Origin of the sequence: Sphingomonas sp. CFBP8993, assembly GCF_034044895.1 — a bacterium.
Classification (GTDB): Bacteria; Pseudomonadota; Alphaproteobacteria; order Sphingomonadales; family Sphingomonadaceae; genus Sphingomonas.
The window spans coordinates 95,527-120,437 of sequence record NZ_JAXCWU010000002.1 but is presented as its reverse complement, the minus strand read 5'-3'; the positions used below and the strand labels follow the sequence as shown (position 1 = coordinate 120,437).

General features: G+C 66.2%; 20 protein-coding genes and 2 pseudogenes. 12 read left to right on the top strand and 10 right to left on the bottom strand.

From position 1 onward, the window contains the following. Nucleotides 1-67 precede the first annotated feature (67 nt). Nucleotides 68-355 carry an ArsR/SmtB family transcription factor gene (locus tag SOM26_RS03630; protein WP_320451384.1) on the top strand — a complete coding sequence of 96 codons (288 nt, stop codon included), beginning with the start codon at nt 68-70 and terminating at the stop codon, nt 353-355. Between the two features lie 492 nt (nt 356-847). Continuing rightward, a complete protein-coding gene (locus SOM26_RS03625; RefSeq protein ID WP_320451383.1) occupies nt 848-1,849 on the top strand; it encodes a hypothetical protein in 1,002 nt (333 codons plus the stop codon). On the opposite strand, the gene SOM26_RS03620 is transcribed toward SOM26_RS03625, so the two are convergent. Beyond that, nucleotides 1,846-2,913, bottom strand: coding sequence for a hypothetical protein (locus SOM26_RS03620; RefSeq protein ID WP_320451382.1), 1,068 nt, complete (start codon nt 2,911-2,913; stop codon nt 1,846-1,848). The two genes, SOM26_RS03625 and SOM26_RS03620, sit on opposite strands and share 4 nt — an antisense overlap. Nucleotides 2,914-2,978: 65 nt before the next feature. Between SOM26_RS03620 and SOM26_RS03615 the strand changes: the two genes are divergently transcribed. The 6 genes from SOM26_RS03615 (at nt 2,979) to SOM26_RS03590 (ending at nt 10,432) form a co-directional block, all read left to right on the top strand. Beyond that, on the top strand, nt 2,979-3,512 hold the full coding sequence (locus SOM26_RS03615; RefSeq protein WP_320451381.1) for a hypothetical protein: 534 nt from the start codon (nt 2,979-2,981) through the stop codon (nt 3,510-3,512). Nucleotides 3,513-3,623: 111 nt separating this feature from the next. Further along, the gene (locus tag SOM26_RS03610; RefSeq protein WP_320451380.1) at nt 3,624-4,193 is read left to right on the top strand and encodes a hypothetical protein; all 570 of its coding nucleotides are present in this window, start codon (nt 3,624-3,626) and stop codon (nt 4,191-4,193) included. Nucleotides 4,194-4,265: 72 nt separating this feature from the next. Continuing rightward, a complete protein-coding gene (locus tag SOM26_RS03605) occupies nt 4,266-5,102 on the top strand; it encodes a hypothetical protein (RefSeq protein WP_320451379.1) in 837 nt (278 codons plus the stop codon). A gap of 67 nt (nt 5,103-5,169) precedes the next feature. Beyond that, on the top strand, nt 5,170-7,530 hold the full coding sequence (locus SOM26_RS03600) for a TnsB C-terminal domain-containing protein (protein ID WP_320451378.1): 2,361 nt from the start codon (nt 5,170-5,172) through the stop codon (nt 7,528-7,530). Nucleotides 7,531-7,556: 26 nt separating this feature from the next. Then, on the top strand, nt 7,557-8,513 hold the full coding sequence (locus SOM26_RS03595) for an ATP-binding protein (protein WP_320451377.1): 957 nt from the start codon (nt 7,557-7,559) through the stop codon (nt 8,511-8,513). Between the two features lie 2 nt (nt 8,514-8,515). Next, nucleotides 8,516-10,432 (top strand): TniQ family protein, encoded by a 1,917-nt coding sequence (locus SOM26_RS03590; protein WP_320451376.1) that lies wholly within the window; start codon nt 8,516-8,518, stop codon nt 10,430-10,432. Between the two features lie 101 nt (nt 10,433-10,533). Here SOM26_RS03590 and SOM26_RS03585 read toward each other — a convergent pair whose 3' ends face one another. Both SOM26_RS03585 and SOM26_RS03580 read right to left on the bottom strand, forming a co-directional pair. After that, nucleotides 10,534-12,102 (bottom strand): ComEC/Rec2 family competence protein, encoded by a 1,569-nt coding sequence (locus SOM26_RS03585; RefSeq protein WP_320451375.1) that lies wholly within the window; start codon nt 12,100-12,102, stop codon nt 10,534-10,536. A gap of 374 nt (nt 12,103-12,476) precedes the next feature. Beyond that, a complete protein-coding gene (locus tag SOM26_RS03580) occupies nt 12,477-12,707 on the bottom strand; it encodes a hypothetical protein (RefSeq protein ID WP_320451374.1) in 231 nt (76 codons plus the stop codon). Nucleotides 12,708-12,875: 168 nt separating this feature from the next. On the opposite strand from SOM26_RS03580, the gene SOM26_RS03575 reads away from it, so the two are divergent. Both SOM26_RS03575 and SOM26_RS03570 read left to right on the top strand, forming a co-directional pair. Continuing rightward, complete coding sequence (locus SOM26_RS03575) at nt 12,876-14,255, top strand: hypothetical protein (RefSeq protein WP_320451373.1); 1,380 nt, start codon at nt 12,876-12,878, stop codon at nt 14,253-14,255. 188 nt (nt 14,256-14,443) lie between these two features. Next, nucleotides 14,444-14,720 (top strand): annotated as a pseudogene (locus tag SOM26_RS03570) (IS66 family transposase); the annotation flags it as partial. Nucleotides 14,721-15,259: 539 nt separating this feature from the next. Here the strand turns inward: SOM26_RS03570 and SOM26_RS03565 are convergent. Next, nucleotides 15,260-16,026, bottom strand: a pseudogene (locus tag SOM26_RS03565) (IS5 family transposase). A gap of 310 nt (nt 16,027-16,336) precedes the next feature. Between SOM26_RS03565 and SOM26_RS03560 the strand changes: the two are divergent. Then, the gene (locus tag SOM26_RS03560; protein WP_320451372.1) at nt 16,337-17,776 is read left to right on the top strand and encodes a methyl-accepting chemotaxis protein; all 1,440 of its coding nucleotides are present in this window, start codon (nt 16,337-16,339) and stop codon (nt 17,774-17,776) included. A 605-nt stretch (nt 17,777-18,381) separates the two neighbouring features. Next, complete coding sequence (locus SOM26_RS03555; protein WP_320451371.1) at nt 18,382-18,555, top strand: hypothetical protein; 174 nt, start codon at nt 18,382-18,384, stop codon at nt 18,553-18,555. Nucleotides 18,556-18,657: 102 nt separating this feature from the next. On the opposite strand, the gene SOM26_RS03550 is transcribed toward SOM26_RS03555, so the two are convergent. From SOM26_RS03550 to SOM26_RS03525, 6 genes are all read right to left on the bottom strand, one after another. Then, on the bottom strand, nt 18,658-19,533 hold the full coding sequence (locus SOM26_RS03550; RefSeq protein ID WP_320451848.1) for an FAD:protein FMN transferase: 876 nt from the start codon (nt 19,531-19,533) through the stop codon (nt 18,658-18,660). Nucleotides 19,534-19,631: 98 nt separating this feature from the next. Further along, a complete protein-coding gene (locus SOM26_RS03545; protein ID WP_320451370.1) occupies nt 19,632-20,477 on the bottom strand; it encodes a DUF4198 domain-containing protein in 846 nt (281 codons plus the stop codon). Nucleotides 20,478-20,497: 20 nt separating this feature from the next. Further along, entirely contained in the window at nt 20,498-20,986 is a 489-nt protein-coding gene (locus SOM26_RS03540) for a DUF2271 domain-containing protein (protein WP_320451369.1), read from the bottom strand. Between the two features lie 17 nt (nt 20,987-21,003). Next, entirely contained in the window at nt 21,004-21,633 is a 630-nt protein-coding gene (locus tag SOM26_RS03535; protein WP_320451368.1) for a PepSY-associated TM helix domain-containing protein, read from the bottom strand. Next, complete coding sequence (locus SOM26_RS03530; protein ID WP_320451367.1) at nt 21,630-22,313, bottom strand: Fe2+-dependent dioxygenase; 684 nt, start codon at nt 22,311-22,313, stop codon at nt 21,630-21,632. The genes SOM26_RS03535 and SOM26_RS03530 overlap by 4 nt, the downstream gene beginning before the upstream one ends. Nucleotides 22,314-22,332: 19 nt before the next feature. Continuing rightward, on the bottom strand, nt 22,333-24,732 hold the full coding sequence (locus SOM26_RS03525) for a TonB-dependent receptor (RefSeq protein ID WP_320451366.1): 2,400 nt from the start codon (nt 24,730-24,732) through the stop codon (nt 22,333-22,335). Nucleotides 24,733-24,911 lie beyond the last annotated feature (179 nt).

Here is a 24,911-nt window from a genome sequence, read left to right as displayed (position 1 = left end):
GATTTCTTGTCGCATATTTCCTTGTATCATCCTTTGCATTTTATAAAGCGTCAAATATATCTGGCGCATGGATGATAAAACCCTTTGCTTCGGTCTTGCCGCCCTTGGTCATCCGACGAGGCTCGCTCTGTTCCGACAGCTTGTCCGGGCGGGAGCTATAGGGCGTGGTCCGACGGCGCTCGCCGACGACGAGGGCATGCAGCGCACCTTGGTCAGCTACCATCTGCAGCCCCTCGTGGCGGCGGGCCTGGTACGTAGCCAGAAGCAGGGTCGCGACGTCGTCTACTCGATCGATGGTGACCGGCTTTCGCAGATCGCGCTGGCTTTCCAGAAGGTCGCTCTGCTGCGCCCCTGACGCACAGCGTCGCTACGTTCAGTTCGGTTCGTGACCTAGAGGTCGTGCTGGCCAAGTCCATCCGGCCGCAAATGCATTTTAGCCGATGCAGTTGGCAGGCGTACCCACTACCGCTGGTGGGAGGAATATGGTCGATCGAAAACCGATCGAGCCCGGTCGCTGGAGGTTATGATAAAGAGACCCGCGGCTGCGCCGTGCGATCTCGGATCTTCTCCTAGACCAGTACATGCTGCATGCCGCTACCGGCCAGCCGGCCGAACGCCGCGAAGCGTGCGTTTCCCGCTCCTCTAGCGAGGTGGATCGATCCCCGATGGGCCCTGCCGAGGGGGCCCGCGCTCCCTCATCTGACGTCCCGTCGGATCGTGCACGGTCCGCAGCGTGGAAGGTCTCCAACCACCCGACGCCACGGCTCCACCGACCGTGCGCGAAGCCCTCGTGCCGAGGGGGAAGGTTTGGGTTCGCGGCGCCGTCGCGAACAATCAGGAGGTGAAAATGCAGGATCCGGATCTCAGCTCCGTCGAACCGGCGCGGCGCGCGGAGATCGCGAGACGGATCGCGGAGGTCGAGGAGTATCTGCGGGCGCCGGGGGCGGCGGCCGCCGAAAGGGCAGCAGCACGCCTCGGGCTCGGGCTCTCCTCTTTTCGACTGCTCGTTCGAGTCTGGACCAGAAGCCATAGGGCCGAGGACCTGTCCGGCGCCACGCATCGTCGATCCGTGTCGAGGAGGCCCGACGCGCCCACGATGGCGCAACTCTCGCTCATCCGCGGGACGGAGGCCTCCATGCCCGACGACGTGCTTCTCGAGAAGGTGGTCGCGCAGGTTTACGCGAACGCGGAGAGCTTCGGCGCCCCGATGCCGAGCAGACCCACGGTCCGCGCTTATGCGTCGTCCTTCCGGCGCGAACGGCTTGCCGGGGTGCCTGCGGGAGTCGGCATCGCGATCGACCACTGCGCCGTCGACGTCCTCGTCTCGTGGAAGGGAAAGGCGGTCCTGCCGATCGCCACGCTCGTGCTCGACCTCGAGAGGCGTGGCGTGCTCGGTGTCGCGCTCGATCCGGTCCGGGCCGGCCCCCGCACCACAGCGGCCGCCCTGCTCGACGCCGTGTCGCGGATCGAGGCGTCCGCCGCCGTCCGAGCCGACGCCGTCCCGATCGAGATCGAACGGGACGGGCGGCCGGAGTGGGACGAGCTCCTCGACGTCGTGGAAGCCCACGGCCTGACGCGCAGCGGCGGCGAGGCGGCGCGTCTGCCCGGCGGTCTCCGGACGATCCGCCTGCTCGGCAAGGACGTGGCCGGCGTCCGCTTCAAGGCGCGCACCACGCACAGGAAACCGGAAGGCCGGATCGGTGAAGGCTTCGCCTCCGATGTCGACGACGCGCTGCAGTTCCTGCGCTCGCGGCTGATCCCCTCCGGAATCGGCGGCCCGCTCGCCGGGCTGACCGAACCCGTCAGGACCGCCCTGGCGCTCGGTCTGAAGCCGCTGACGCTGGACTAGGGCCTTTCTTCGGGGAAAGCCGCGTCCAGCAGTCCGACGAGCGGCGTCGGATCCCCGCCCCCTCCTATCAGACCCAGCCGCCGCAGCCGCCGTTCCAGAAGCTCGTTGCTACGGCGGACCTCGGTCCGCAGGAGCACTTCGACCTCGGAAGGGGAGGGAACGGCTGCCTTCGCGAGCACGTCGTTCGCGATCGGTTTCCGCCAGTCCGCCCGTCTCCTCAGGTCCAGACCGCCGACGCGCTCGCCGACGGCCTCGACGAGCGCCGACCCGAAGCGCCGTGGTTCCGACCATCTGACCGACGCCTCGCCCAGCACCTCGGCGAGATGCGCACGCATCCTCGTCATGGCCAGGAATTCACCCTCACGCGGATCCGGGACGACGACGGCCAGCGAGGGCTTCCGCACCGACAGGCGGAGCTCCAAGGCGCGCTCGGCTCCCGCGCGAGCGACGTCGGCCAGCCTGGGCGAGACGCCAGCCGAGCCCGGCGCCGCCGCCAGGATCAGACCGCTGAATTCCTCGATCAGGATGGCGCATACCAGCCACTCCGGATCGCCGCTTCCCGGCGCGACGAGATCGACCGGCGTCACGTCCAGCACGAACCGGTGACCGAAGCCCCGGCGCAGCGCCTCCGGATCACGCGCCGCGTCGCGGGCGCGCTCACGCGCGAGGCGGCGGGCGGTCGGCCTCGAGGGCGCGGCCGCCCCCCCTGCCGCCTCGTCATCCGCAGCCGCCGCCTCGGCGGGGAAGGCCATAGTCGGGATACGCCGGGCGGACCGCGTCGCGAAGCGCGCGACCGCCCGGAGGGTGCGCTGATGAGCCCAACGGGTGCGGAGGGAGTAGAGTCCCGTCCGCCCCATCCCGAGATTGCGCGCCAGCTCCGCGAGGTCGGCGCCAGGCTCGTCGGCCGCCACCACCGCCGCGAAGCGTTTCGTCAGATCGTCCCGCTCGGTCGGGCTCAGCGAGGCCCAGAACGCCAGCTCCGAAGTCGGCAGTCCGTCGGGCCAGACCCTCCGAAACACCTCCGGAACGTCGCCCCCATCGCCAAGCAAGTCTTTGTCAATCATGGACATCCAAAAAATACCGCCTGAGCTGTCTTGTGTCATTCATGAGATTGCATAGATTCTGGGTCATGAACGATCGCCCCATACAGATTAACACCGTCCGGCAGCGCCGGTCCATGCGCTGCGTCCACTCCGGAGACCGGCAAGGCGTGGGACCGGCCGCCCCGGTCGATCCGACCCAGGTGCCACCCGCCGGATCGCTGGTGAGCCTGGACCGGGAGATGCACAGGGTCGTCGCGCACATCGGTCGGCGGCTCCTGCTCGCCCACGTGGCCACCAGCACGATCTTCCTCGTGCAGGAGGGCGCGCGTGGCGATCTCCGTCTGCCGACGCGCCAGATGTGGATCGACCTCGTCGCGGCGGGGCGAGCCGCAGTGGTGAGATCGGACATGCCGGCGGAGGAGCCGACGGAATCGTCCGCGGCGAAGATCTCCTTCCAGTGCGACATGCTCGACGCCGCCGGCGTTCCGCTCGGCGCCAAGGCGATGTCGATCTGGCTCCATGCGAACTGGGGCCCCGACATCGAGTCCCGCTGGGGCCCTCACGACTCCGTCCACACGCTCCGCTTCTGGCGCCGCGAGCGCCGCAGGCAGGACGCGTGATGCCGTCTTCCCGCGCTCCCGCTGCGCCCGCCGTGCGCCGCAGCGACCGTCCGCCCCCTGGGCGGCCTTCGCATCCCGATACCCAGTCGACGCAGCAGCCAAGGAACGACCATGCCCAAGACCACCATTCTGCATCAGCGCCCCGTGATCAGCGGCGCCGTCCTGCTCCTCAAGGGCGGGCTCGGCGAGGTGCGGCGCCACATCGCCGCCGACGGCACGACCGTCGTCTCGATCGTCAAGATCGACCTCTCGGACTCGCCGAACAGCGTTCCCAGGATCATCCGCACCAACGAAGCGGCGCTCGAGCGCGCCATCGCCAGCGGCGAGGCGGAGGTCGTCGCCCTCCCGCGCACCACGCGGGTGGCGCCCCGTCGCTTCCGCCGCGCGGCTCGGCGCCGGGACGACGCGCACCTCCCGATCACCGCCCGCGCCGGCAAGCCGCCCGTCGGTCGCCACGTCCTCGACCCGCGCGGGAAGGCCGCCGAGGAGCGCCGGCTGCTCCAGATCGACGCCGCGCTCCGGCGTGCCCGTCGCCATGCCGGCGCCCTCGGGGTCCACGACCAGACCTCCGCGCGCATCGCCATGACCGAACTGCGCGCCGCAGGCGTCCTGTTCTCCGGCAAAGAGCTGCTCGCGACGAAGCGGGCCTCGAGCGTCGGGCATCGCCGCCGCCGCGGATGACGCGATCCGGGACGGTGATCCGCAAGCGGACCCGTCCCACCCCCACCCATCCCACCGACGAGGAGAAGTCCCGTGATGGACACCGCCGGAAACATCCCCGCCACCGTCCCCTCCGGCCGCGCGTCGGCCCGACGCGAGCGTGCCGTCGAGCACGTCGTGCATTCCGACCTCGTCGCTTCGGCGGCGCAGGGGTCGCCGATCGATGCCTCGAAGGTGTCCCGCCTCATCATCGTGCGCGCATCGGACGGGGGACAGCTCCGCACCGTGCTGACCGGCACCAAGGTCGTGCGGACCATCGCCTATCCGTCGCGCCGGTATCGCTGCGTCCGATACGGCGAAGCGGAGACCGAGTGCTCGATGATCGAGCAGCAGGAGGTCTGCCCCGTCACGGTCGCCGCCATCTCCCAACCGATGCGCATAGAGGCGCTCGTCGATGGCGTCTGGCTGCGCACGATCGTCGACGCGGCGGTCCTGCGCGTCAACGGCGAGCGTGCGCTCATCGAGTGCAAGCGCGACTGGTCGGGATTCCGTACCCGCGACGGCGCCATCCAGACGGTCCTCGGTGGCCTCGCCGCCCGTGCCCTCGGGTGGAGGTACGAGCGTCGGGTCCTTGCCCATTCCGGATCCCCGCGGCGCCGGGCGAACGTCTGCGAGGTGGCGTCCTGCCGTTTCGTGCACGTGTCCGACAGCCTCGTCTCGCGGGCGACCCGCCTGCTCGCCGACGGGCCCGTCGCGCTCGAGACCCTCGGCGCCGTCCTGCACAACGATCCGGCCAACGGTCGCGCGCGGGCGTACGCCCTCATGGCGCGCCGCATCGTCGACATCGACCTCGATGGCCGGCTCGACGGCCGGGCCGAATGCCGCGCAGCGCCCGTCGCCGTCGGGCGACTCCCCTCCCTTCGCCGCTGATCCGGCGGCGGGGGCGAGCCGACGAGGCGCGCCTCTGCCGCCCGAGTGGCCCGCCACGACCAGACCGATGCCGGCGGCCGAGCAACGCTCCTGCGCGACCAGCCGCACCCTTCCGGAGACGACGATGGATAAGCTCCAGATCGCTAACCTGATCGGCGCCGAGATCAGACTGCCCGACGGCCGCGAGATCCTGATAGACCGGGAGATCGGCGACGGTCTGCTGGACGTCCGTCTGCTGCCCAGCGGCGAGCTCTTCAGGATCGAGGATCCGGTCACGGGCGAGCGCCACCTGCCGGACGGATCGTTCATCGAGGATCTGTCCGCGTCTGGCGATCTGAACATCATCCGCCGACGCGACGGCCATCGTTCCACCGCACCCCTTCCCGTGCGGACGTACGAGCGGGACGAGATCGAGAAGCTGGACCCGTATGCGGAGGCGAGGCTCGGCATCGTGCGCGGGCTGCGGGACCGCGGCATCGATCCGACGTCCCCCGATCTGGGGAAGCAAGTGCGGGCGATCTGGTCGGAGAACGGATGGCAGGAGCGCTTCGGCCCGCAGCCGGAGAACCGCCGCGTCCGTGCATGGGTCGGACGCGCCGACGTGGAGCAGGTGGGCCTCGAGGACATGATGAGCCGGTCCGGCAGGGTCCCGCGGCGGTCGCCCATCGATCCGGCGCTGAACGCGATCTACGATCGGCACGCCCATGCCCACTGGTATGAGAAGAAGCGCGGCTGGACCATCGTGGACGCCACCGCCGACGCGGCCGCCGAACGGCGGAAGGAGAACGGCAGGCGCACCCTGACCGGCGAGCCGCCCCTACCGGAGATCAACCGCGAGACGATGCGCAGGCGCATCAACGCGCTGCTCTGCCGCGACGCCTACGCCGCCAAGATGGGCGAGCCCGCCGCGAGGCGGAAGTTCGACGGCGGCGGAGAGGGGCTCAGGCCCTCGCGCATCCTCGAGGTCGGCATCATGGACGAGACGGTCCTCGACTGCATCACGGTCGTGCATCGGGGCGTCGCCGGCCGTCCGTATCTCGGCGCCCTTCTGGACGCGTTCTCCCGGGCGGTCCCCGGCATCGCCATCAGCTTCACCCCGCCGTCCCACCACACGGCCGCCCTAGTGCTCCGTCGGGCAAATCGATCAAAGATCGTGCGACCCGATCGGCTCAGGAGACGTCCCGCGCTCGCGAGGATCGGGGGGAAGTTCTCCACGATCATCGTCGACAACGGTAAGAACTACGTCTCGCCGAGCTTCATCGAGACGTGCGCCTCCCTCGGCATCACCGTCCAGATCGCGCCGGTCGCAATGCCGCGCGCGAAGGCGATGATCGAGCGGTTCTTCCATACCCTCAAGCAGTATCTCCTCTCGAAGCTGCCCGGGCACACCCTCGATCCGTCCCAGCTGCGGAAGCTCGGGATCAATCCGTCGACCGAGGCGGTGCTGACGCTCGAGACGCTCGAGATGCTGATCGAGGCGTTCCTGTTCTACTACCACACGCGGCTTCACAGCGGCATCTCGACCAGTCCGGTCGAACGATGGGAGTCGTCCATGGCGCTGGGCCACCGCCACGTGCTCGATTCCGAAGCGAAGCTCGACGCCCTCTTCGGCGTCGTCGTCCACGGCCGCCGCATCACGGCGAACGGTGGGGTCAGGATGTTCTCGAACCTCACCTACAAATCAGCCGACATGCGGCGGCTCATCATCGACCGTCTGGCGGGCTCCGAACCGCACCGCAGCCGGCTGGACGCCACCACCGCCTGCACGGTCAAGGTCCGATACGATCCGGCCGATCTCGGACACGTCTGGGTGGAGGTGGGCCGCGACTGGGTCCGGCTCCGCTGCACGGATCACGAATACGCGTCGGGCCTGTCGCTGTGGCAGCACAAGCAGATCCGCGCCTTCGCCAAGCGCGAGCGACTCAGGATCGAGACCGAGGAGGACCGCCTCGTCGCACGCGCCGAACTCAACCGCAGCATCCAGGAGCATCTCCCTCAGCTCAAGATGCAGGAGCGCCGCGTCGCCGCACGCTTCGTCGAGGGCGAGGCGCCGAGCGCGGTCTGCGCGGCCGAGCACGCCGTCGCCGAGCCCCGCCACGATGGTCTCGGTCCGATCGTCGCGCACGAACCCGCGCATGCATATCGCGACGACCTGCACCGACCGCCAAGTCGTCCTTCCATGCGGTCGAACGACGCCGAGGACGACGCCCAGCCCGCCGTGAGCGCGGACGATCGCCCCGAGCCGCCCCGTTCCGCAGGTTTCACCCTGCGGGCGGATCCGTCCCGGCCCGGCGGATCGCGCCCGGACCCGAACGCCGAGGTCGCCGGCCCTGGAGCCGACGAGGCGGACCAGGACCTCGGCGGCTTCGAGCCCCCGCTCTGGGAGCCGCCCGTCGACGAGGACGAGCGCTTCAAGGACTTCAACTGATCCAGCCCGACCATCGGAGACGAAAGATGACCTTCAGCAAGGCGGAACTACAGCCGAAGACGGGTTGGCCCGAAGCCAGGGCCGACCGGTTGGACGACGCGGAGCTCTCGCGCCGCTCCGCCGCCATCCTCGCCATCTACGTCGCCAATCCCGTCCACCGCGGGCCCTTCGAGGCGATGGATCGGCTCAGGGCGCAGACCGCCGGACGTCGGGGCACCCGGCAGTACGCCATCCGCGTGACCGGAAGCTCGGGCGCGGGCAAGTCGACCCTCGCGAAGACGTTCGTGAAGAAGGTGACCGCGCGGGGGCACCACGCGGACGGGGAACGTCCGGCCGTCTACGTGGATCTCGAGCAGGCCTGCACCGTCAAGCGGATGTGGTCGTCGATCCTCCACGCCTACCACGATGGCTTCGCAGACGAGGGCAGCGTCGAATCCCTCAGGAAGCGTGCGGTCGACGCCATCCTGCGCTCCGGGACGTCGCTCCTCCTCGTCGACGAGGTCCAGCACCTCTTCTACAGGTCGAAGGACGGTCTGGCCGCCACCGATGCCTTCAAGCGTCTGCTCGACGCCGGCGTCACGTCGCTCGCGCTGCTTGGCGACGAGGAGGGCCGCAGACTCCTCGAGAGCAACGTCCAGCTCGTCAATCGGATGGTGACGCCCGCCGACATCCGGCGTCTCGATCCGGCCTCCGACGCAGACCTCGATCTCCTTGGAGAGTTCCTCAAGCGCTTCGATGCCGCGATGGTCGCGGCGAAGCTACACGACCGGCCCGCCGGACTCCACGATCCTCGACTGGTCAACATCCTCATGGAGGTCGGCGGCGGCGTCATCGGCGCCATGATCAACGTCATCCGCGAAGCATCCGACCACGCCCATCTCCGGGCGGCGGAGCGCATCGAGCCGTTCGACCTCGCGCGGGCGATCGACGGATGGAGCGACGGCCAGAACCGCGGGGCCGCCAACCCGTTCAGGCGCGCCTGAACGTGGAGGTCACACCGCCCGTCAAGAAGGTGCTGCGCGCCATCCCGCCCGAGCCCGACGAGAGCCTCGTTGGCTTGGTCCGGAGATGCGCCTTCGAGAACGGTCTGCCCTCGACGGGCGTCCTGTTGCGCGAGGCGGTGGCGGCGCCGCACGCGTGGAGCAATCTCGCGCTGCGCGACGACGTGGATGCCGACCGCCTGGCCGAAGCCATGAGGACCGCTCCCGGTGAGATCGACGCGCGGTTGTACGCCGCCCGACGCGCCGCACCCTTCGTGGGGCTGAGGGGGTTCCACGGCACGGAAGTGCGAAGCTTCGATCTCCGCCCGCAGCTGCGGCGTATCCCTGCCGCGCTTCCCGGCACCGGTCATCATCGCGCCCTCTGGCATGTGGCGACGATACCGTTCTGTCCCCAAACCGGGGAACCGCTGTTCGACCACTGCGCTCGCTGCGAACGCCGGCTGGAATGGTCGGCGGCCCGGAGGCTCGACCATTGTTCGGTATGCGGGGACGCGGCGCGCGCCTCGAGAGGGAGTCGTCCGGACGAGGCCGCCTTTCGGGAGACGTCGCTCATGACGCGCCTGCTCGATCCCCGACTGGACGCGAGGGTCGCGCTGGAGGCCACCATCCCCACCGAGCTTCACGGCCTCGGCCGAGGTGCGGTCTTCGATCTCGGCTGGTCGATCGCCCGTCTGTTCGATCGCCGCGTGAACGGCACGCGGGCCGACGATCCCTCGCTGCCGGCCGACGTGCGGATGGACGTCCTTCGTCGCGGAGCCGAGATCATCGGCGATTGGCCCGCCGCGCTGCGAACCATGCTTCGCGGGGCGGTCGCTGACGATGCGGCGCGGGCGAAGCAGGCGCTGCGCGGACTCCGCTCCATGGTTGCGAAGCGAACCGGCTGGCCCGAACAGGCCGAACTGCTCGGCCGGACGGTGCCGGAACTCATCGGCCGGGCTAGGGTGGCGATCGGAGGGCTCCACGGTCCCCTCGTCAACAGCGATGACGCGAGGCGGGAACTCCGCATCAATCCCCGCACCCTGCGCAGGCTGGTCGAAAAGGGACCGTTCGAGGCGATCGACGTCACCCCCTCGCGCCGCCTCTGCGTCGGTCTGGACCGCGCCTTCGTCGAGAGGCTCAGCGTTCTGAAGACGGACTGCGCGAGTTTCGCCGAGGCCGCGGACCAACTTGGCATAACGCAGGCGGGGGTCGCGCAGCTCGTCGACCTCGGGGAGCTGAATGAGCACTCCGACCCGGCGCTGAAGCTCCTGCGTCACGGGCGACAGGTCTCGCGCACCGGTCTCGCTGCGCTCAGATCTCGGATACATCTCCGCACCCTGCCGATCGACGCCGCGACGATCACGCTCCGTAGAGCCGCTCGGGCGATCGGTGGCGAGAAGCCGTGGGGCCTGATCCTCGCCGAGGCAGCGTCCGGTGCACTGCCCATCACGAGCCCACGCGAGATCGGGGGTTCGAACCGTCTGGTCGATCGGATCGCCATCCCGGTCTCCGAAGTACCGGCGCTCCGGCTCATCGGAGACGTCCCACAGGGTGACGGAGCCGCGGAACTCAGCAGGATCGATGCCGCGGACGTCCTGAACCTCACGCCGCGGCGCCTACTTGACGCGCTGGAACGGGAGCTACGCCATGCGGTGCTTCCCGATGGAAGGCTGCGTCGTGACGCGGTGCTCCGTCACGCCCGCCGTCACATGTCGTTCGCCGAGCTGTCCATCCGCAGCGGGAAGGGTCGGACATTGGTGAAGATGCTCGCCGCGGACGGAGTGCGCCGGCTGGGTGTTGCGGGATGGGATCGCGAAGCCGCCGAGGCGTGGCTGAAGCCGGCCCCGGAATCAGCGATCCGACGCGATCGGAACGGTCGAGCCAGCGTAGCAAACTCGGGCGACCGAATGCCGGCAACATGACGCAAGCAACGGCGATCCGTCATCTCGAGGTGTCCTGATGCGCTTGGCCGCATGGGCTTCGACCCGTGTGATCACCGGTCAGGGAGAGCAGGGGAGGCAGTTCACAACTGGACGGAGTGACGCACGGCCCTCCATGTGCCGTCGAATTCCAGCACCACATCTCGAGGCAGCGCGGCCGGTACGATGGTGGCCGGCTCCGCCAGGGGGCGAAGCGCGCTCGCCTTGTCCGCCCGCGGCATCGCGGTGAAGAGCAGCCGGGCGGGATGACCGGTGCCCAGTCTGTTGACGTAGTTCATGAATTGATCGCCTGGTCGATGAGCGGATCCCTGCTCGTGCGAAAGCAGCAGGTAAACGGGCTTCGACATCTGCGGAAAGCCCGCGTCGTCGAGCACACGGTAGAAGTGACGGCAGATGCCGCCGTGATGAGGCACCTGGATCACCGAGAGATCGCGGAGATGGCGGACCATGCGCGGATAATAGCGCCTCACGCGGTCAGATCCCACCGCGAAGCCGTCGAAGCCGGTATCGCCCGTGATGAGCACGCCCTGCTCCTCGTGATCGAAGCGCACGACGTAGCTCAGCTGGTTGCTGTCGGTCAGATCCTTTAACCGCTCGTAGGGTTGGAGTCGGGTCATCGCGAGGGCGCCGACCGGTAGTATGTCCCGTCTCTCGGCAACGAGCCTCTCGGTCGGTCCCAACAGCGTGAGCCGAGGTCCCTGCCCTCGGACCGACCTGCGGTCGAACCGACCGCTCGCCCCGTCGAAGCCGAATTCGATCGGCTGACCTTCCTCGCACCAGATCTGACGCCGCCTTATCTCGGGACGCGCTCGCAGCGCATCAACGAGACGGATCAGCGCCCCCGCGTTGATCGCGTCCGTACAAACCGCATTGCGGATCGATGCCACCGCCATTTCGAGAAGAGGCCGTTCCACGGGGCCTCGCGCCGCGAACCGCATCAGCTCCATCGGCACCACGTCAGGATGCGACAGATCCCAGACATACCGCGCGTGTCTAGCGAGCGCCCCCGTCTCAAGGACATCCCCGCCGGAGACATGCTCGACACCGGACACGGCGAGCCTGCATCGGGCGGCGCGCCTGACCCTACGGAACCGCGTCAGACCGAGCGCCTCGTCGCGGCCTCCGAGATCGCGAGAGGAATCTGCATCCGGCTCGTCCGTTCCACTGCGCAGCTCGAATACTTGCTCGAACTTGTCCAGCTGATCGAGCGTGGCTGCCTTGTTCCGCAGATAGGCACCGTACGCCTCGTGCCCTCCATCGCCAGCGAAGCGCGTCGCGAGCGTGTCCTCATCCTTCGGCGCACGCCCCGTCACGTCCGTGGACCCCGACCCCGACCTCGACAGCGTGTCGTCGGCGACCGGTGGGAGCCAGATCTCCCGGACCGGTATGGTCACGCCCCTGCCGACCAGCTCGGTAAGGCCGTCGAGATGATCCTCGTCGTAATGGGTGCCGATCACGAGGTCGAGCGGCTGTGCGGGCCCCGCCGCCCCTCCGATAGGACCGAGCGTCTCAGCGACCTCGTCTGCGACGCGAATGCCCGCACCGGCGTCGCCTCCATCAGCCAGCACCGTAACGGTCCGATCGCCACGACGAAATTCGAGGAGCATCGCGGCGCCGAGGCCAACGGAATACATGGTGATTTTGATCGACATGTCCCGTCATACCCCCGCAGAGTCCGAGCGTCATCCGGGCAGCGGTTGATGTCCCTCCGCGAGTCGAGCGACGTGATTGCCAGGTGGCGGGCGCTATCCGGCGATCCTCGATCGTTCGGCGCGACGCGGCAGATCGTCGCGCCTACCGTCGAAACAAGCAACTTTCTCGGCGAAGCACGAGGCCGTTCCTGCTGTTTGATCCGTGAGCCACCGGAACGGATCAAGGCGGCCGTCCAGTATCTGAACCCTTGCGAGGTCGGATTTCAAGCACACTGCAAACGCCGCCCCCGCTCAGGACCGCCGGAAAACCGACCAGCCGAAGACGATTAGCGCATGGCGGCAAGCGGAGAGCCTCCCCTGCCCCATCGACCGGATCAGCCGTGAAGATTATCGACGCCGCCGTCAGAGTAGTCGGCCCCTTCCGTATCGATCGTGCCGCGAACGATGCCGACGCGCCGGGAGAGCGTGGTCGCCGTCTTCGGCCGCACCGAACGACCGCGACGCCGTCCGGTCACCCCGATCCGCTCCACGAATCGGCCATAGGCGACTGGCATGTTGTTGCCCGATGCCATGTGGCTGAGCAGAGAAGCTCGGGGGTCCGACAAGGTCAGTTTTCCATTCCGGACGTTCCGCAATGGAGCGACGCACGTCGATACCGCCATCACTGCGAGCCCTCCCAAGATCGGCTCGGAAGAATTGGAGTAGCGAACCCAGGGGCCGTGGTGCGGTATGTCCCGGTTGCCGCCATGCGTTGCGAGAGGCATGATGTCGTCATGCCCGCAGCTCTGAACACCTCGGCCTACGACCGGGTTCTCATTATCGATACCCAGGTCGTCCTGGAGACCAAGCCGCTGGATCAACTACCCTGGAGCGAGTTCGGGCAGGGACCCATCCTACTGCTGGTGTGCCGCCAGGCGCAGAGTGAGATCGACGCGAAGAAGAACGATGGCCGTCTGGGCACACGCGCTCGCAGCTTCAACAAGCTGCTCGACACCTTCCTCGAAAGTCGCTCTCCCGCCGAACTTCTCGCCGTGCCGCCGCGCGTCGACGTCGCTCTCGTCGCCAACGCAAGGATCGACTGGGATGCCCTCGACGATCTTGATCGCGACGACGGGGACGACCGGATCGTGGCGCAGGCCCTGAACGCGCGTGTCGACGATCGGACGAAACTCGAACTGCTCAGCCACGACATGCGGCCGCGCGATGGCGCGATCACGCATGGTCTCGGCGCGATTAAGCTGCCCGAACACTGGCTCCGCGAGCCGGAGCCGTCTCCGGACGAACGCGAGAAGGCACGTCTGGAGCGCGAGCTACGGGTGCTCAGAACAGAGCAGCCCGAGATCAAGGTGCTCGTGGAGGCGATCACGCAGACCCCTTGGCGCAAGCTGGTCGTGCAGCCCGCATCGGAAGAGCAAAGGGCAGCGATTCAGAACGCAGTCCTGCGAGCGGCGCCCCGGCAGAACGGCGGAGATGCGTTCGGCCTCGCGTCGATCAGTCGCGATCATTCGTTCGAGGATCGCAAGAGGAAGTGGCGCGAACGACTGATCGCGCGCGACATGCCCGCCATGCATTTGGGTCTGCAGCGGCTGCACGCGCAGCAACGCGTGAGGATAACGATCGAGAACGTTGGCCCGATCACCGCCGAGGGCCTCTCGCTCGAGGTGCGCTCCGGCAACACGGAGCTGCACTCCGAACCCTACAACGTCCTCGTTTTCGGAAAACCGGCTCCTCGTCCGCGCCTCTTCCACGATCCACTTCGACACATGGATTTCGGCCGCCTCGGTCCGGCTTCGCGGCACGAGCCGTTCACTTTCTATATCGAGGAGGAGGGACCTGGTTCCGTGCTGACATGGTCCTGTTCGTCGTTCCGACAGGAGAAGTCGTTCGAGGTTGAGGTGTCGGTCGCGCTGGACGCGGGCACGAGCGGCAAGGCTCAGATCGAGGCGGTCGTCACCGCACGCAACATGAAGGGTGACAAGCGCATGCAGCTCCTCGTGCCGATCGTGGAGGCCACGATGCGCTTCGACGAGGCCGTAGACCCAGAGACGCTGCGTCTGGTCGCCGATCTGGCGTTCGACCCGCTCGACGGCCTTCAGCGTGACGACGAGGTCCGATGGATCAGAAGCGACGGGTCGGTGGTGAGGAAGGATTGATACCAGTGAGACGATGACGTCGATCGCCCCAGCGAGTTTCGCGGGCGAGATTGCCGCGCACGCGCTGCCGCGATCGTCCGGTCAGAATCGCACGGTCATCACCTCGACCCGGCGTCGTCGACCGTGTGGGACGGAATGTCCCGGTGACATGGCCCACTCATGCGGATAGGCCCACCTAGTGCACGTCGTTCGCGCTCACCCGCTGGACGGCGCTGACCCGCTATGTCGACGATGGTCGCCTCGAGATCGACAACAATGCCGCCGAGCGTTCGCTGTGCAGTATTGCCGTCGGTCGCAAGAACTGGCTGTTCGCCGGCTCCGACCAAGGCGGTCGTCGCGCCGCCAGCATCTACAGCCTCGTAGAAACCGCCAGGCTCAGCGGCGTCGATCCCGAGGCTTGGCTGACCAATACCATCAGTCGCATCGCCGACCATCCGGCCCGTCGCTGAACTCCTGCCGTGGAACTATCGCCCCGCCTGACGCGACACCGTCACCGGACGCTTCCATCAGATCACGGATGGCCGCGCGACCAACGACCCTGTCACCCCCTAGCCATCCACTGCCGAGGGCTATCTCAGGTGCTAGAATGAGGAGGCCATAGGCGTCAGGAGAAACATGCTCGGTTATAACGGAGATGCCCTTTTTGTCCTGATCCCAAATTCCTTGTAACCCGTAAATCTCGGCTTGGCGACCGGCAGGCATTTTGACCCAGAAGCGGACATCCAACGTACTACTTCCGTTTCCCAACTTCCGCCGTTCGTTCAGGAGACCCGCGTTTGATTAGGCGCTTCTACCTGTTTAGCTAGGCAGGGTATCCAGGGCTACCTGATTGGAAAACCATCCCGAGCGCTTGCCGAGCCTGAAGAGGTGCGTAGGACGATGTCATTGAAGCCGCAGGTTGTCCCACCCGGAACTGCTGTCGCATAACTGCTAAATTACGAACGTATCGTATGTACCGACTGGTGTGACACGAAGTATGTTTAGAGGCCCACGTAAGCTCGATACTAGGCATCGTGGACAAAGGGCAGCCAGAGCAGGACTGATGCGAGGCTGACGAAGCCGATGTAGGACTCGGCGGTTTTGTCGTATCGGGTTGCGACCCGTCGCCAATTCTTGAGTTTGTTGAACAGTCGCTCGATCTGGTTGCGCCAGCGGTACTTGCCCCGATCATACGCAGCCGGGTTGCGACGGTTGCGCCGAGCCGGGATCACGGCCTCAACGTTCATGCTGGTCAGGGTGTCGCGTACCGCGTCGCTGTCATAGCCTTTATCCGCAAGCAGAGCGTCGATCCGGTCGGCGATCATGCGCATCAGAGGGCCGAAGCCTTGCGTATCGTGCGCCTGGCCCGGCGTCAGGACGAAGGCGAGCGGACGACCTCTGACATCGCAGCGGGCGTGGAGTTTGGTAGTGAAGCCGCCGCGCGATCGGCCAAGCGCCTCGGTCGCGCCAGTCCCTTTTTTAGGCCCACGGCACAATGGTGTGCCCGGACAATGGTGCTGTCGATCATGTCGGCGCGACCATCGCGTTCCACCGCACCGGCCAGCGTCTCCAGCATGGCGTCGAACACACCCGTCGTCGCCCAGCGACGGTAGCGGCGAAACACGCTGTTCCACTTGCCATATTCCTCCGGCAAATGCCGCCATTGCGCACCCGTCCGCGCGATCCACATCATGCCTTCGAAAAAGGGGCGGTTGTCACCAGCGGGACGACAGCCACGTCCGCGCTCGGCCGGTAGCAGCGGCCCGATCAGCGACCATTCCTCATCCGACAAACCGATCCGCTCGCCCAAGCCTGCCCCCAAATGGCAGCCTTGAATCAGTGGCGAGGCACGCCGTCAAGCTTTGTCCACGATGCCTAGCAATATTGGTCGTTCAGAACTCGACGTGCGCCGCTTTGTGAAGGGCCGCTGGTGGCAAGGATTTCAGCGTACGTTCGGTCGCAATCCATGAGGCGTTGTTAAGCGGCGACTAAACCTCAGTTTCGTTACGAGTGTATTTAACACGGTGTTTAGCAATGCATTGCATAGGCCGCCGCTAAGCAAATAGATCACAGTTAGCTTATGACGCGCGGGGGAAAGCAGAATGATCCGTTGGTTTCAACGAGATGCGCCAATCCGCGCTAAGTTTGTTGCCCTAGCTACGGTGTACAGCGCGCTCTCCGTGCTGTCGTTGAGCGCTACGATCGGTTTGGCTGCGAACCAGCTGTCGTCTGCGTTGTCGATCATAATCGCGGCGTCTGCGCTTGGTTGCGTCCTGGTTGTCGCGTTCGTTTCCCGTAAGCTGATCTGCGACCCGTATGTTAATACGGTGGTGCGCATGGAAGCGTTGGCAGCCAACGATCTGACTTCGCCGATCCGTTATACCGAACATCGCGATTGCGTGGGCCGAATGGCGCAAGCGATGCATGTCTTCCAGAGCAACGGCAAAGCGCTCGCCATTGCGTCGGCGTCGCAACGTGAAGTTGTCGAAGCACTCGGTAGCGGGCTTGGTCGCTTGGCTACCAACGACCTTACCCACCGGATCGATCGCGCTTTCCAACCAGAGTACGAAGCGCTTCGCGTAGATTTTAATGGTGCAATGGCCGCGGTTTCCGAGACCATCGCTGCGGTGGCTTTGGCAAGCGATGGCATTAACAGCGGAGCGGCCGACATCCGTCAGGCATCTGACGACCTCTCTCAGCGCACCGAACAGCAGGCTGCCTCGTTGGAGGAGACGGCCGCAGCCATGGACGAGATTACCTCAACCGTGCGTGAAACGGCGACAAGCGCTCGCCGCGCTAACGATGCCGTGGGCAGCGCCCGCGCAGAGGCAGAAAGCTCAGGCGAGGTCGTGCGTCGCGCGGTCGACGCTATGAGCGGGATCGAACGTGCTTCGACAGAAATTAGCGATATCATCAGCATTATTGATGGCATCGCCTTCCAGACGAACCTGTTGGCACTCAACGCAGGCGTTGAGGCCGCGCGAGCAGGTGACGCAGGCAGGGGTTTTGCTGTCGTTGCAGAAGAGGTTCGCGCACTGGCGCAGCGCTCTGCCGACGCTGCCAAAGATGTGAAGTCCAAAATCGTGGCGTCGTCTGAGCAGGTAGAGGCAGGTGTGAGGCTGGTCAGCGAGACCGGTAAGGCGCTTCAGCGGATCATAGGCCGGATCGGCGAGATCAGCACGTTGGTGTCAACGATCGCAGCGTCCGCTGAGCAGCAGGCGACTGGTCTGCAGCAGATCAATACCGCTGTATCCGAGATGGACAGCGTGACGCAGCAGAACGCTGCTATGGTAGAGGAGGCTACCGCCGCTGCCCGTAGCCTTGCGGAGGAAGCTAACCGCCTCCTTGCGGAGGTCTCCCGTTTCCGTAACGGCGACGAACCTATGCGCCATACGCCCAACCGGTCCGCATCTCCGGTCTACGATCTGCAGGAACGAGCCGCGCAAATCGGTCGTGACCTGGGTAGAGCATCGCGTCGTCCGGTTACTGGCCGGCATGGAACCGCCCTTGCGATCGTCGACGAGGAATGGTCTGAATTCTAACGGCATATGGCACGCAGAGAGTCGCGGTTTCATCCTGGTATCACCGTCTATGTGCAGCAGTGGGGCTTCGTGAGCGCTGTGCCGATGCCAAGCTTCTTACGAACTTTTTAGCGGGTACGCGTAGCTTCAGGCGCCTAGCTGCTTAGACGGGAAGCCGGAGGGGGCGTTCGAGGACGAACATCCGATCGCCTTGCGCTCACTCCTCTTGCCCGCTGTAGAAACCCACGCTTGCCGACGTAATTTGAAGAAGTTGCTTCGATCATCCTGAGTTCCGCGATAGCCGTGACCTCACCGGCGGCTGACCGAAAAACGACCATTGAGCTGTCGCAAATGTCCGTTGCGCAAAAATCGGTTTCGATACACTTTTGCGACCGCAAGCGGTGATGTCCTGATGGACCCACAATCGGTCATTCGAGTGCACCCGCACGATGCCCGACTTCTGCCGTTCGTTCATTCCGTCAACGGCAGGCGTGCCACGGCCGAACAGAGGTCAACGAGTCGCATGCAATGGGGGCTTATCGAAAGGGCCGATATGCGTCAGCGCCGCCCGCCTTGCTATTTGGCCGGTAACGGCGAGCGGGAGTTGACCTACCCCACCGAACGAAATGGGAAAACAGGCGGTCTTACTCGCGCTGTTCGACGTTGGCTCCGCCAGCAGCGAGACCATGAAGATAACACTGCTGGCGGGCGGCCCGGTGCGGAGGATTGCTACGCAGCAGCAGCCCGTCATGGACCGCGACTTTGTGGGTATCATCGGCACCCGAACACGCAAGCGCTAATCCGACCAAACTAACGTCTTGCCTTATATCGGCACGGAATGATGCCGGCTCGGCACATCATTGCTACCCACTACGCACCGTTCCACGCTTTCGAATATCGCCTCAGGCTATCATACGTACAAACTTCGGTGTCAGTACCTCTTCTATCGAAGCGCCGATCTGTACAACGATACGGGCAGCAATACCCTGTTCTTTGATCAAACCTTCACCAGGATATGCGACTAGAATCGCGGTTGCCAAGGCATCAGCAAGTGCCCCGGTCCTAGCGACAACACTGACCGAAACGACCCCGTTCGTCGTTGCGCAGCCCGTGCGTGGGTCAATCGAATGATCGCCGCGGACATAGTTGCCCGACGTCGCGACGGCGCATTCGTGGAGGGCGAGACGCAGCGGCGGGCGTCCGGTCTTAATCGGATCTTCTAAATCGACCCACCACGGGTCGCCATCCGGGCGCATGCCCCGCCCGACGCATTCCCCGCCGATTTCGACCAGACAATGCCGTACCGCCCGTTCGGCCAGCAGGTTGGCGATCGCGTCGGCGGCATAGCCCTTTGCCACGCCCGACAGGTCGAGCGCCAACCCGCCCGGCTGACGAAGCCGCCGCCCCGCCGGGTCGCGCCGCAGGCGCCGCCACCCGCCGGCGGACTGCGCCTCGGCGATGGCGGTGATACCGGGTTCGGGCTGCGGTCCGGGCGGTCCGAACCCCCACAGGTCGACCAGATGGCCGATCGCGGGATCGAACGCGCCACCGCTAGCATGGGCCACTCGCAGCGACAGGTCGACCACCGCCGCGAAGTCCGGCGACAGATCGGCCCAATCACCCGGGGCAAGCGCATTGAACCGGCACAGTTCGGACGCCGGTTCCCAATGGCTCATCTGATCCACGATGGCGCGCAGCCGGGCATCGATCGCGGCGCGCAGCCCGTCGCGGTCGGCCGCCGCCGGCAGGGCGCATACCACCGTCCAGCGCGTCCCCATCGCCACCCCGGTCAGGGTCGCGACGGTCGCGCCGGGATCGTGATCGGCCAGTGCCGCCGCCGACGGTTCGGTCGGCAGGACGATGCGCGGGGTCAGGCTCAGGGCGTCATCACCTCCAGCGTGGTGACATAGCCCATGCGCCGCGCAGTCGCGCGCGCGGCGCTCGGCTTGGCATCCTCATGCGATGCGCTGAGCCAATACATCCCCGCCGCCGGCCAATCGATCGCCAACATGCCGTCGGCCCCGGTCGTCAGTTCACGCGCCCGTTCCGCATTGCGATAGCGTTTGCCGCCCGGCACCACCGTCACCTTCAGCCCCGATGCCGGCCGACCGTCGACCAGAAAGCGGAACCGTGCCTGCTCGCCTGCGACCAGTTCGTCGGGATGGGTGACGAAATCGACCTCCAGCCCCTTGCCCGTCGGTTTCAGCACCGTGCGGGTCGGTTCGCCGGCGGTCACGAAAATCTCGTTGCGGTTGCTGGTTTCGGTCAGCTTCACATCGGTCGCGTCGGCCGGGATGTCGGCGACGGTCAGCGGCGGGCGGCGCACGCCGTCGGGTCCGGGCGGTCCGCCGCGCCCGCCGACGCGCTTCTCCTCGCCATTCACCTTGAAGCTGCCCATCAGCCCCGACATCTCGGTACCGATCTTCCACGTCCCGGGCTTGTCGAGCTTCACGTCGAACACCGACCGATAGCGGCCGGTCGCGCCATTCTGCACCTGCCCGGCGCTGCCATCGGGCTGCCACACCTTGACGCCCTCCAGACGTCCCGGCTGATGATCGGCATAGAACAGGTCGTTCGATGCCGCGAAATCGACCGTCACCCAGCTATCGGTGCCGGAAAACACCGTGCCCGACGGCAGCATCCACAGCCGGTGCGCGGACACGACGGTGGGGATGGAGAACAGGGCGGCGGCAGCAAGCAGGTGGCGCGCAAAACGGGGCATGGGCAAACTCCTTCGAAGGGTCAGCGGGCGGTGAGCGTCACGGCGCCCAGTTCGTGCGATCCGCTCGCGCGGGCGGCCTTGGCCGGCACGGTCAGCGGCACCTGCACCAGTTCGCGGCCGCCGGTTTCCCGCGCGGCCTCGACGTTCAGTACATAGGTTCCGGGGCGCAGATCGGCGGGCAGCGGGATGGTGTGGGCACCGGGCGCGCGGGTCGCACCGCTCACGCCGTCGGCGGGCAGTTTCAGGCTGCGACCGCCCTTGCGCCACCACGCGCGCAGGTCGGCGAGCCATTTCGTCCCCGGCTCGGCCCCCGATTTGCGGACATCGTACCACAGCGCCAGCGTGCGCGCCGCACCACCACCCGCCGGTTCGACCCACACCGCGACGTAAGGCCGGTGATATTCGGCGACCGACAGGCGCGGGATGGTGACGGTGATCGTCCCCGCGGGCGGCGCGGGTGCGGCAGCAACGGTCGCGCCGCCCAGAACCGCCAGTGACAGGATACGCATAGATTATCTCCCGAAAATCAGTGGATCAGGAACACGGCAAGCACCACCGGCAACGCCACCCCCGCCGCCGCCAGCGGCCAGGTCGACGGGCGACGCTTGGCATGGAGCTGCAACAGCAACAGCCCGGTGATCGAGAACAGGACGCAGGCGATGGCGAACACGTCGATGAACCAGAACCACGCGGTCCCGGCATTGCGTCCCTTGTGCAGGTCGTTGAGGTAGCTGATCCAGCCGCGATCGGTCGTCTCGGCGCGGATCGCTCCGTTGGCCAGATCGATACTGACCCATGCATCGCCGCCGGGACGCGGCAGCGCGACATAGGCTTCGCCATCGGACCATTCGACGGGATGCGTCGCGACGTTCAGCGCCACCTGTCGTTCGATATCGGCAGCGACGCCCGACGGAATGGACGCCTTTGCCTCCGCCGCCTTGCCGAGCGGACGCATCAGGCCGGCGGACAATTGCCCCTGTCGTTCGGCGACCACCGGCTCGGCGGAGATCGTCGCGGCATGGTTCAGCGTGATGCCGGTGATCGCGAACAGCAACATCGCCGCGAGCGAGACGCCCGCGCTGATCCAGTGCCACGCGATCAGTTGTTTCGCCCACCATGCGCGCCAGTTGCGTCGGCGTTTGGCGGCAACGCTCATGCGTCGCCCCAGCGGCGCAGCAGGTTGTGATACAGCCCGGTCAGTTGCACCACCACCGCATCCCCCTGCCCCCGCTCGCCCCCCAGCGCCTGGACCGACTGATCGAGGTCGAACAGCAGCCGGCGTTCGCCATCGTCCCGGACCATCGACTGCGCCCAAAAGAAGGCGGCGGTACGCACGCCGCGCGTGACCGGCGTCACGCGGTGCAGGCTGGAGGCGGGATAGAGCACCATATGCCCCGCCGGCAGCTTCACCGTCTGCGGACCGAACCGGTCCTCTATCACCAGTTCACCCCCGTCATAGCTGTCGGGATCGTCGAGGAACAACGTCGCCGACAGGTCGCTGCGGATGCGGAAATCGGTGCCCCGTTTCATGCGAATGGCATTGTCGACATGCAACCCGAACGCCTCGCCGCCTTCATACCGGTTGAACAGCGGCGGAAAGACCTTCAGCGGCAGCGCGGCGGCGAAGAACAGCGGCGACCGGCCAAGCGCATCGAGCACGATGCCACCTGCTTCTCGCGCGGCCGCGCTGTCCTCGGGCAACTGTCGGTTGCGCTTGGCCAGCGCGGATTGCGGGCCGGAGGTGACGTTGCCATCGACCCATTCGCCACCCGCTATCAGCGCGCGGACGCGATGGAGGGTGGCTTCGTCCAGCACGTCTGGAATTGCGATCAGCATCCGCCCCGGCCCGCCCCCGTCAGAAGTTGTAGTAGAGGCTGAGCACCGCCTGCCGCCGGTCGCCGGGCATCGCCCAACCACCGGTTACCGCGCCGGTCGTGCCGTTCACGTTGCTGCGGATACCGGTCAGATAACGTTCGTCGGTGAAGTTCTGGACGTTCAGCTGCAAGGTCGCCCGCTCCGCGATCGTATAGGCCAGATAGGCCCGATGGATCAGGTAATCGTCCGCGCGGAACTGCACCGGCTGAAACGCATTCGGCACGTTCAGCGCGATCGATCCCTGATAGGTCAGGCCATAGCCCAGTTCGAGCCCGAACGGCAGCTTGTAGGTCGTGAACAGCGACCCGGAATGTTCCGGCGTCTGCACCAGCGTGGCGCCGGCCTGCGGATCGCGGACGCCCGCGTTCAGATCCCGGTCGGAAATCGACTGACGCACCCCGCCGTCGAGATAGGTGTAGTTGGCGAAAACCGTCCACGCGGGCAGGATCGATCCCGACAACCCGAGTGCGATACCATCGACACGCGCCCGGCCGTCGAGCACCTGCAACCCCGCCGGTAGGGCCGGATCGTTCGACGGCACCCGGTAATTGGTGCGTTCGTTGCGGAACACGGCGGCGGTCACTTCCAGCTTGCGCCCGAACAGCGCGGCCTTCACCCCCGCCTCGATATTCTCGGCGGTTTCCGGGGCAACCGCGCACGGGTCGGCGGCACCGGCCGCGTTGGGCGTGGCCGACACCACGCCGCAGCCCAGACGTACCGTCTGCGACGACGGCGTCTTCGACTTGCCGTATCCGGCATAGATGCTGACCGCCTCGACCGGATGGAACACCGCGCCGCCTCGGTAGGAGAATAGCCGCTCGTTTGATCGCTGCACCGCTTGCTGCGCGAGGGTCAGCTGCGTGCTGCCCGGCGGCACGATCGCCAGCAGCAGGTTGCGGAACCGGGCGTCCTGCACTTCCCAGCGGATGCCGCCGTTCAGTTCGAACCAGCGGTTCAGCTCGAGCGTGTCGAATGCATAGACGGCTAGGTTGTGGGTTTCCGAGCGCGACCGCGCGGTGACCGTCAAGTTGACCGGCCCGGTCCAGCGCGTGTCGGGATTGGCGATGGACAGGTCGGGCGACGTCACCGCGACACCCGCCCCGGTCCGCAACAGACTGCCGCTGGTGATGTGATAGCTCTCGATCGTGCCCGACACGCCGATATTGGCGACGTTGCGGAAACCACCCTTTTCGCCAGTCTCGTGCCGCAGGTCGATCTGATCGTAGAGCAGGTCGTTGACCTGATCGCGCGACAGTCCGCGCGGTCCTGACGGCCGCCAGTTGCCCCGCGCCAGGCCGGTCGGACAAGCAATCCCGACGGTCGCCGCCGCATTCGCGCCGACCGGCTGCAACCCGGTGGTCGAAAGACAATAGGTACCCTGCGGCGCGCTGGTGATGCTGTCCTGCGCGACTCGCTGCCACCGGGTCAGGTTGCGTACCGACAACTGGTCATCGATGGCGTGGCGGAACGTCGCGGTGAAGCGGTCGACCGTCTGGTCCTGTCGATCCAGATTGGCGATGCCGTAATAGTCGGCGCGATCGACACCGGGCAGGACGCCGCGGCCGATCGGGCTCTGGAAATACGGCACGCCATACAGCGGCGTGTTGCGGTCTTCCTGATGGACATAGGCGAGCGTCAGGCTGGTCGGACCGCCGATGCCGATCGTGACCGATGGCGCGATGCCCCAGCGTTCGAACTTCTCGACATCGCGGCCGGGCACACTGTTATGGTGATAGGCACCGGTCAGCCGTACCGCGACCAAATCGGACACGCGCTTGTTGGCGTCTATCGACGCACGGTAATAGTCGTCGGTGCCGACCGACGCCTGCACGATCGACAGATCCTGCACACCCGGCACTTTCGATACCAGATTGATCGTGCCGCCGACCGACCCCGATCCGTTGAAGACGGTGTTCGCGCCGTTATAGACTTCGATCTGTTGCAGGTTGAAGGGGTCGGTACGGCTATATTGCGCGGAATCGCGTACGCCGTCGACGGTGATGTCGTTCGCGGCCGAATAGCCGCGCAAGTTGATGGAGTCGCCATAACCACCACCACCTTCCCCGGCACCGAAGGTGATGCCGGGAATAGTCTGCAAAGCGTCGCGCAACGTCTGCAAATTCTGTTTGCGGATCGTCTGGTCGTTCAGGACCGTGATCGTCTGTGGCGTGTCACGCAACGCCGACGTTGCCTTCGGGCTTTCTACCTTCGCATCCGCAGCCTTCTGTCCATTGACGACGATCACGTCGCGATCGTCGACCCGGTCCTGCGTGGCGATCGGCGCGTTCGCCGGCCGTACGTCCTTTTCCGCCGCCAGCGCCGGCGCGGTGGCGATGAACCCGACGCAGGTCATCGCGAGAAAGCTCGTCTTTTCGATCATGTGGTCCCCCTGTCGAAGGATACAGCTATTGCGAGTAAGTCGCATAGTCAATGATAATGAGATTCATTCGTAGCTCGGCACTCACATGCGTTCGCTTACAATTTTGGCCGCCTGATGCGAACGACCCAGTTGCGGTCATTCGCGACCGTTTGGCGGCTTCCCAAGAACGGACGCCCGTT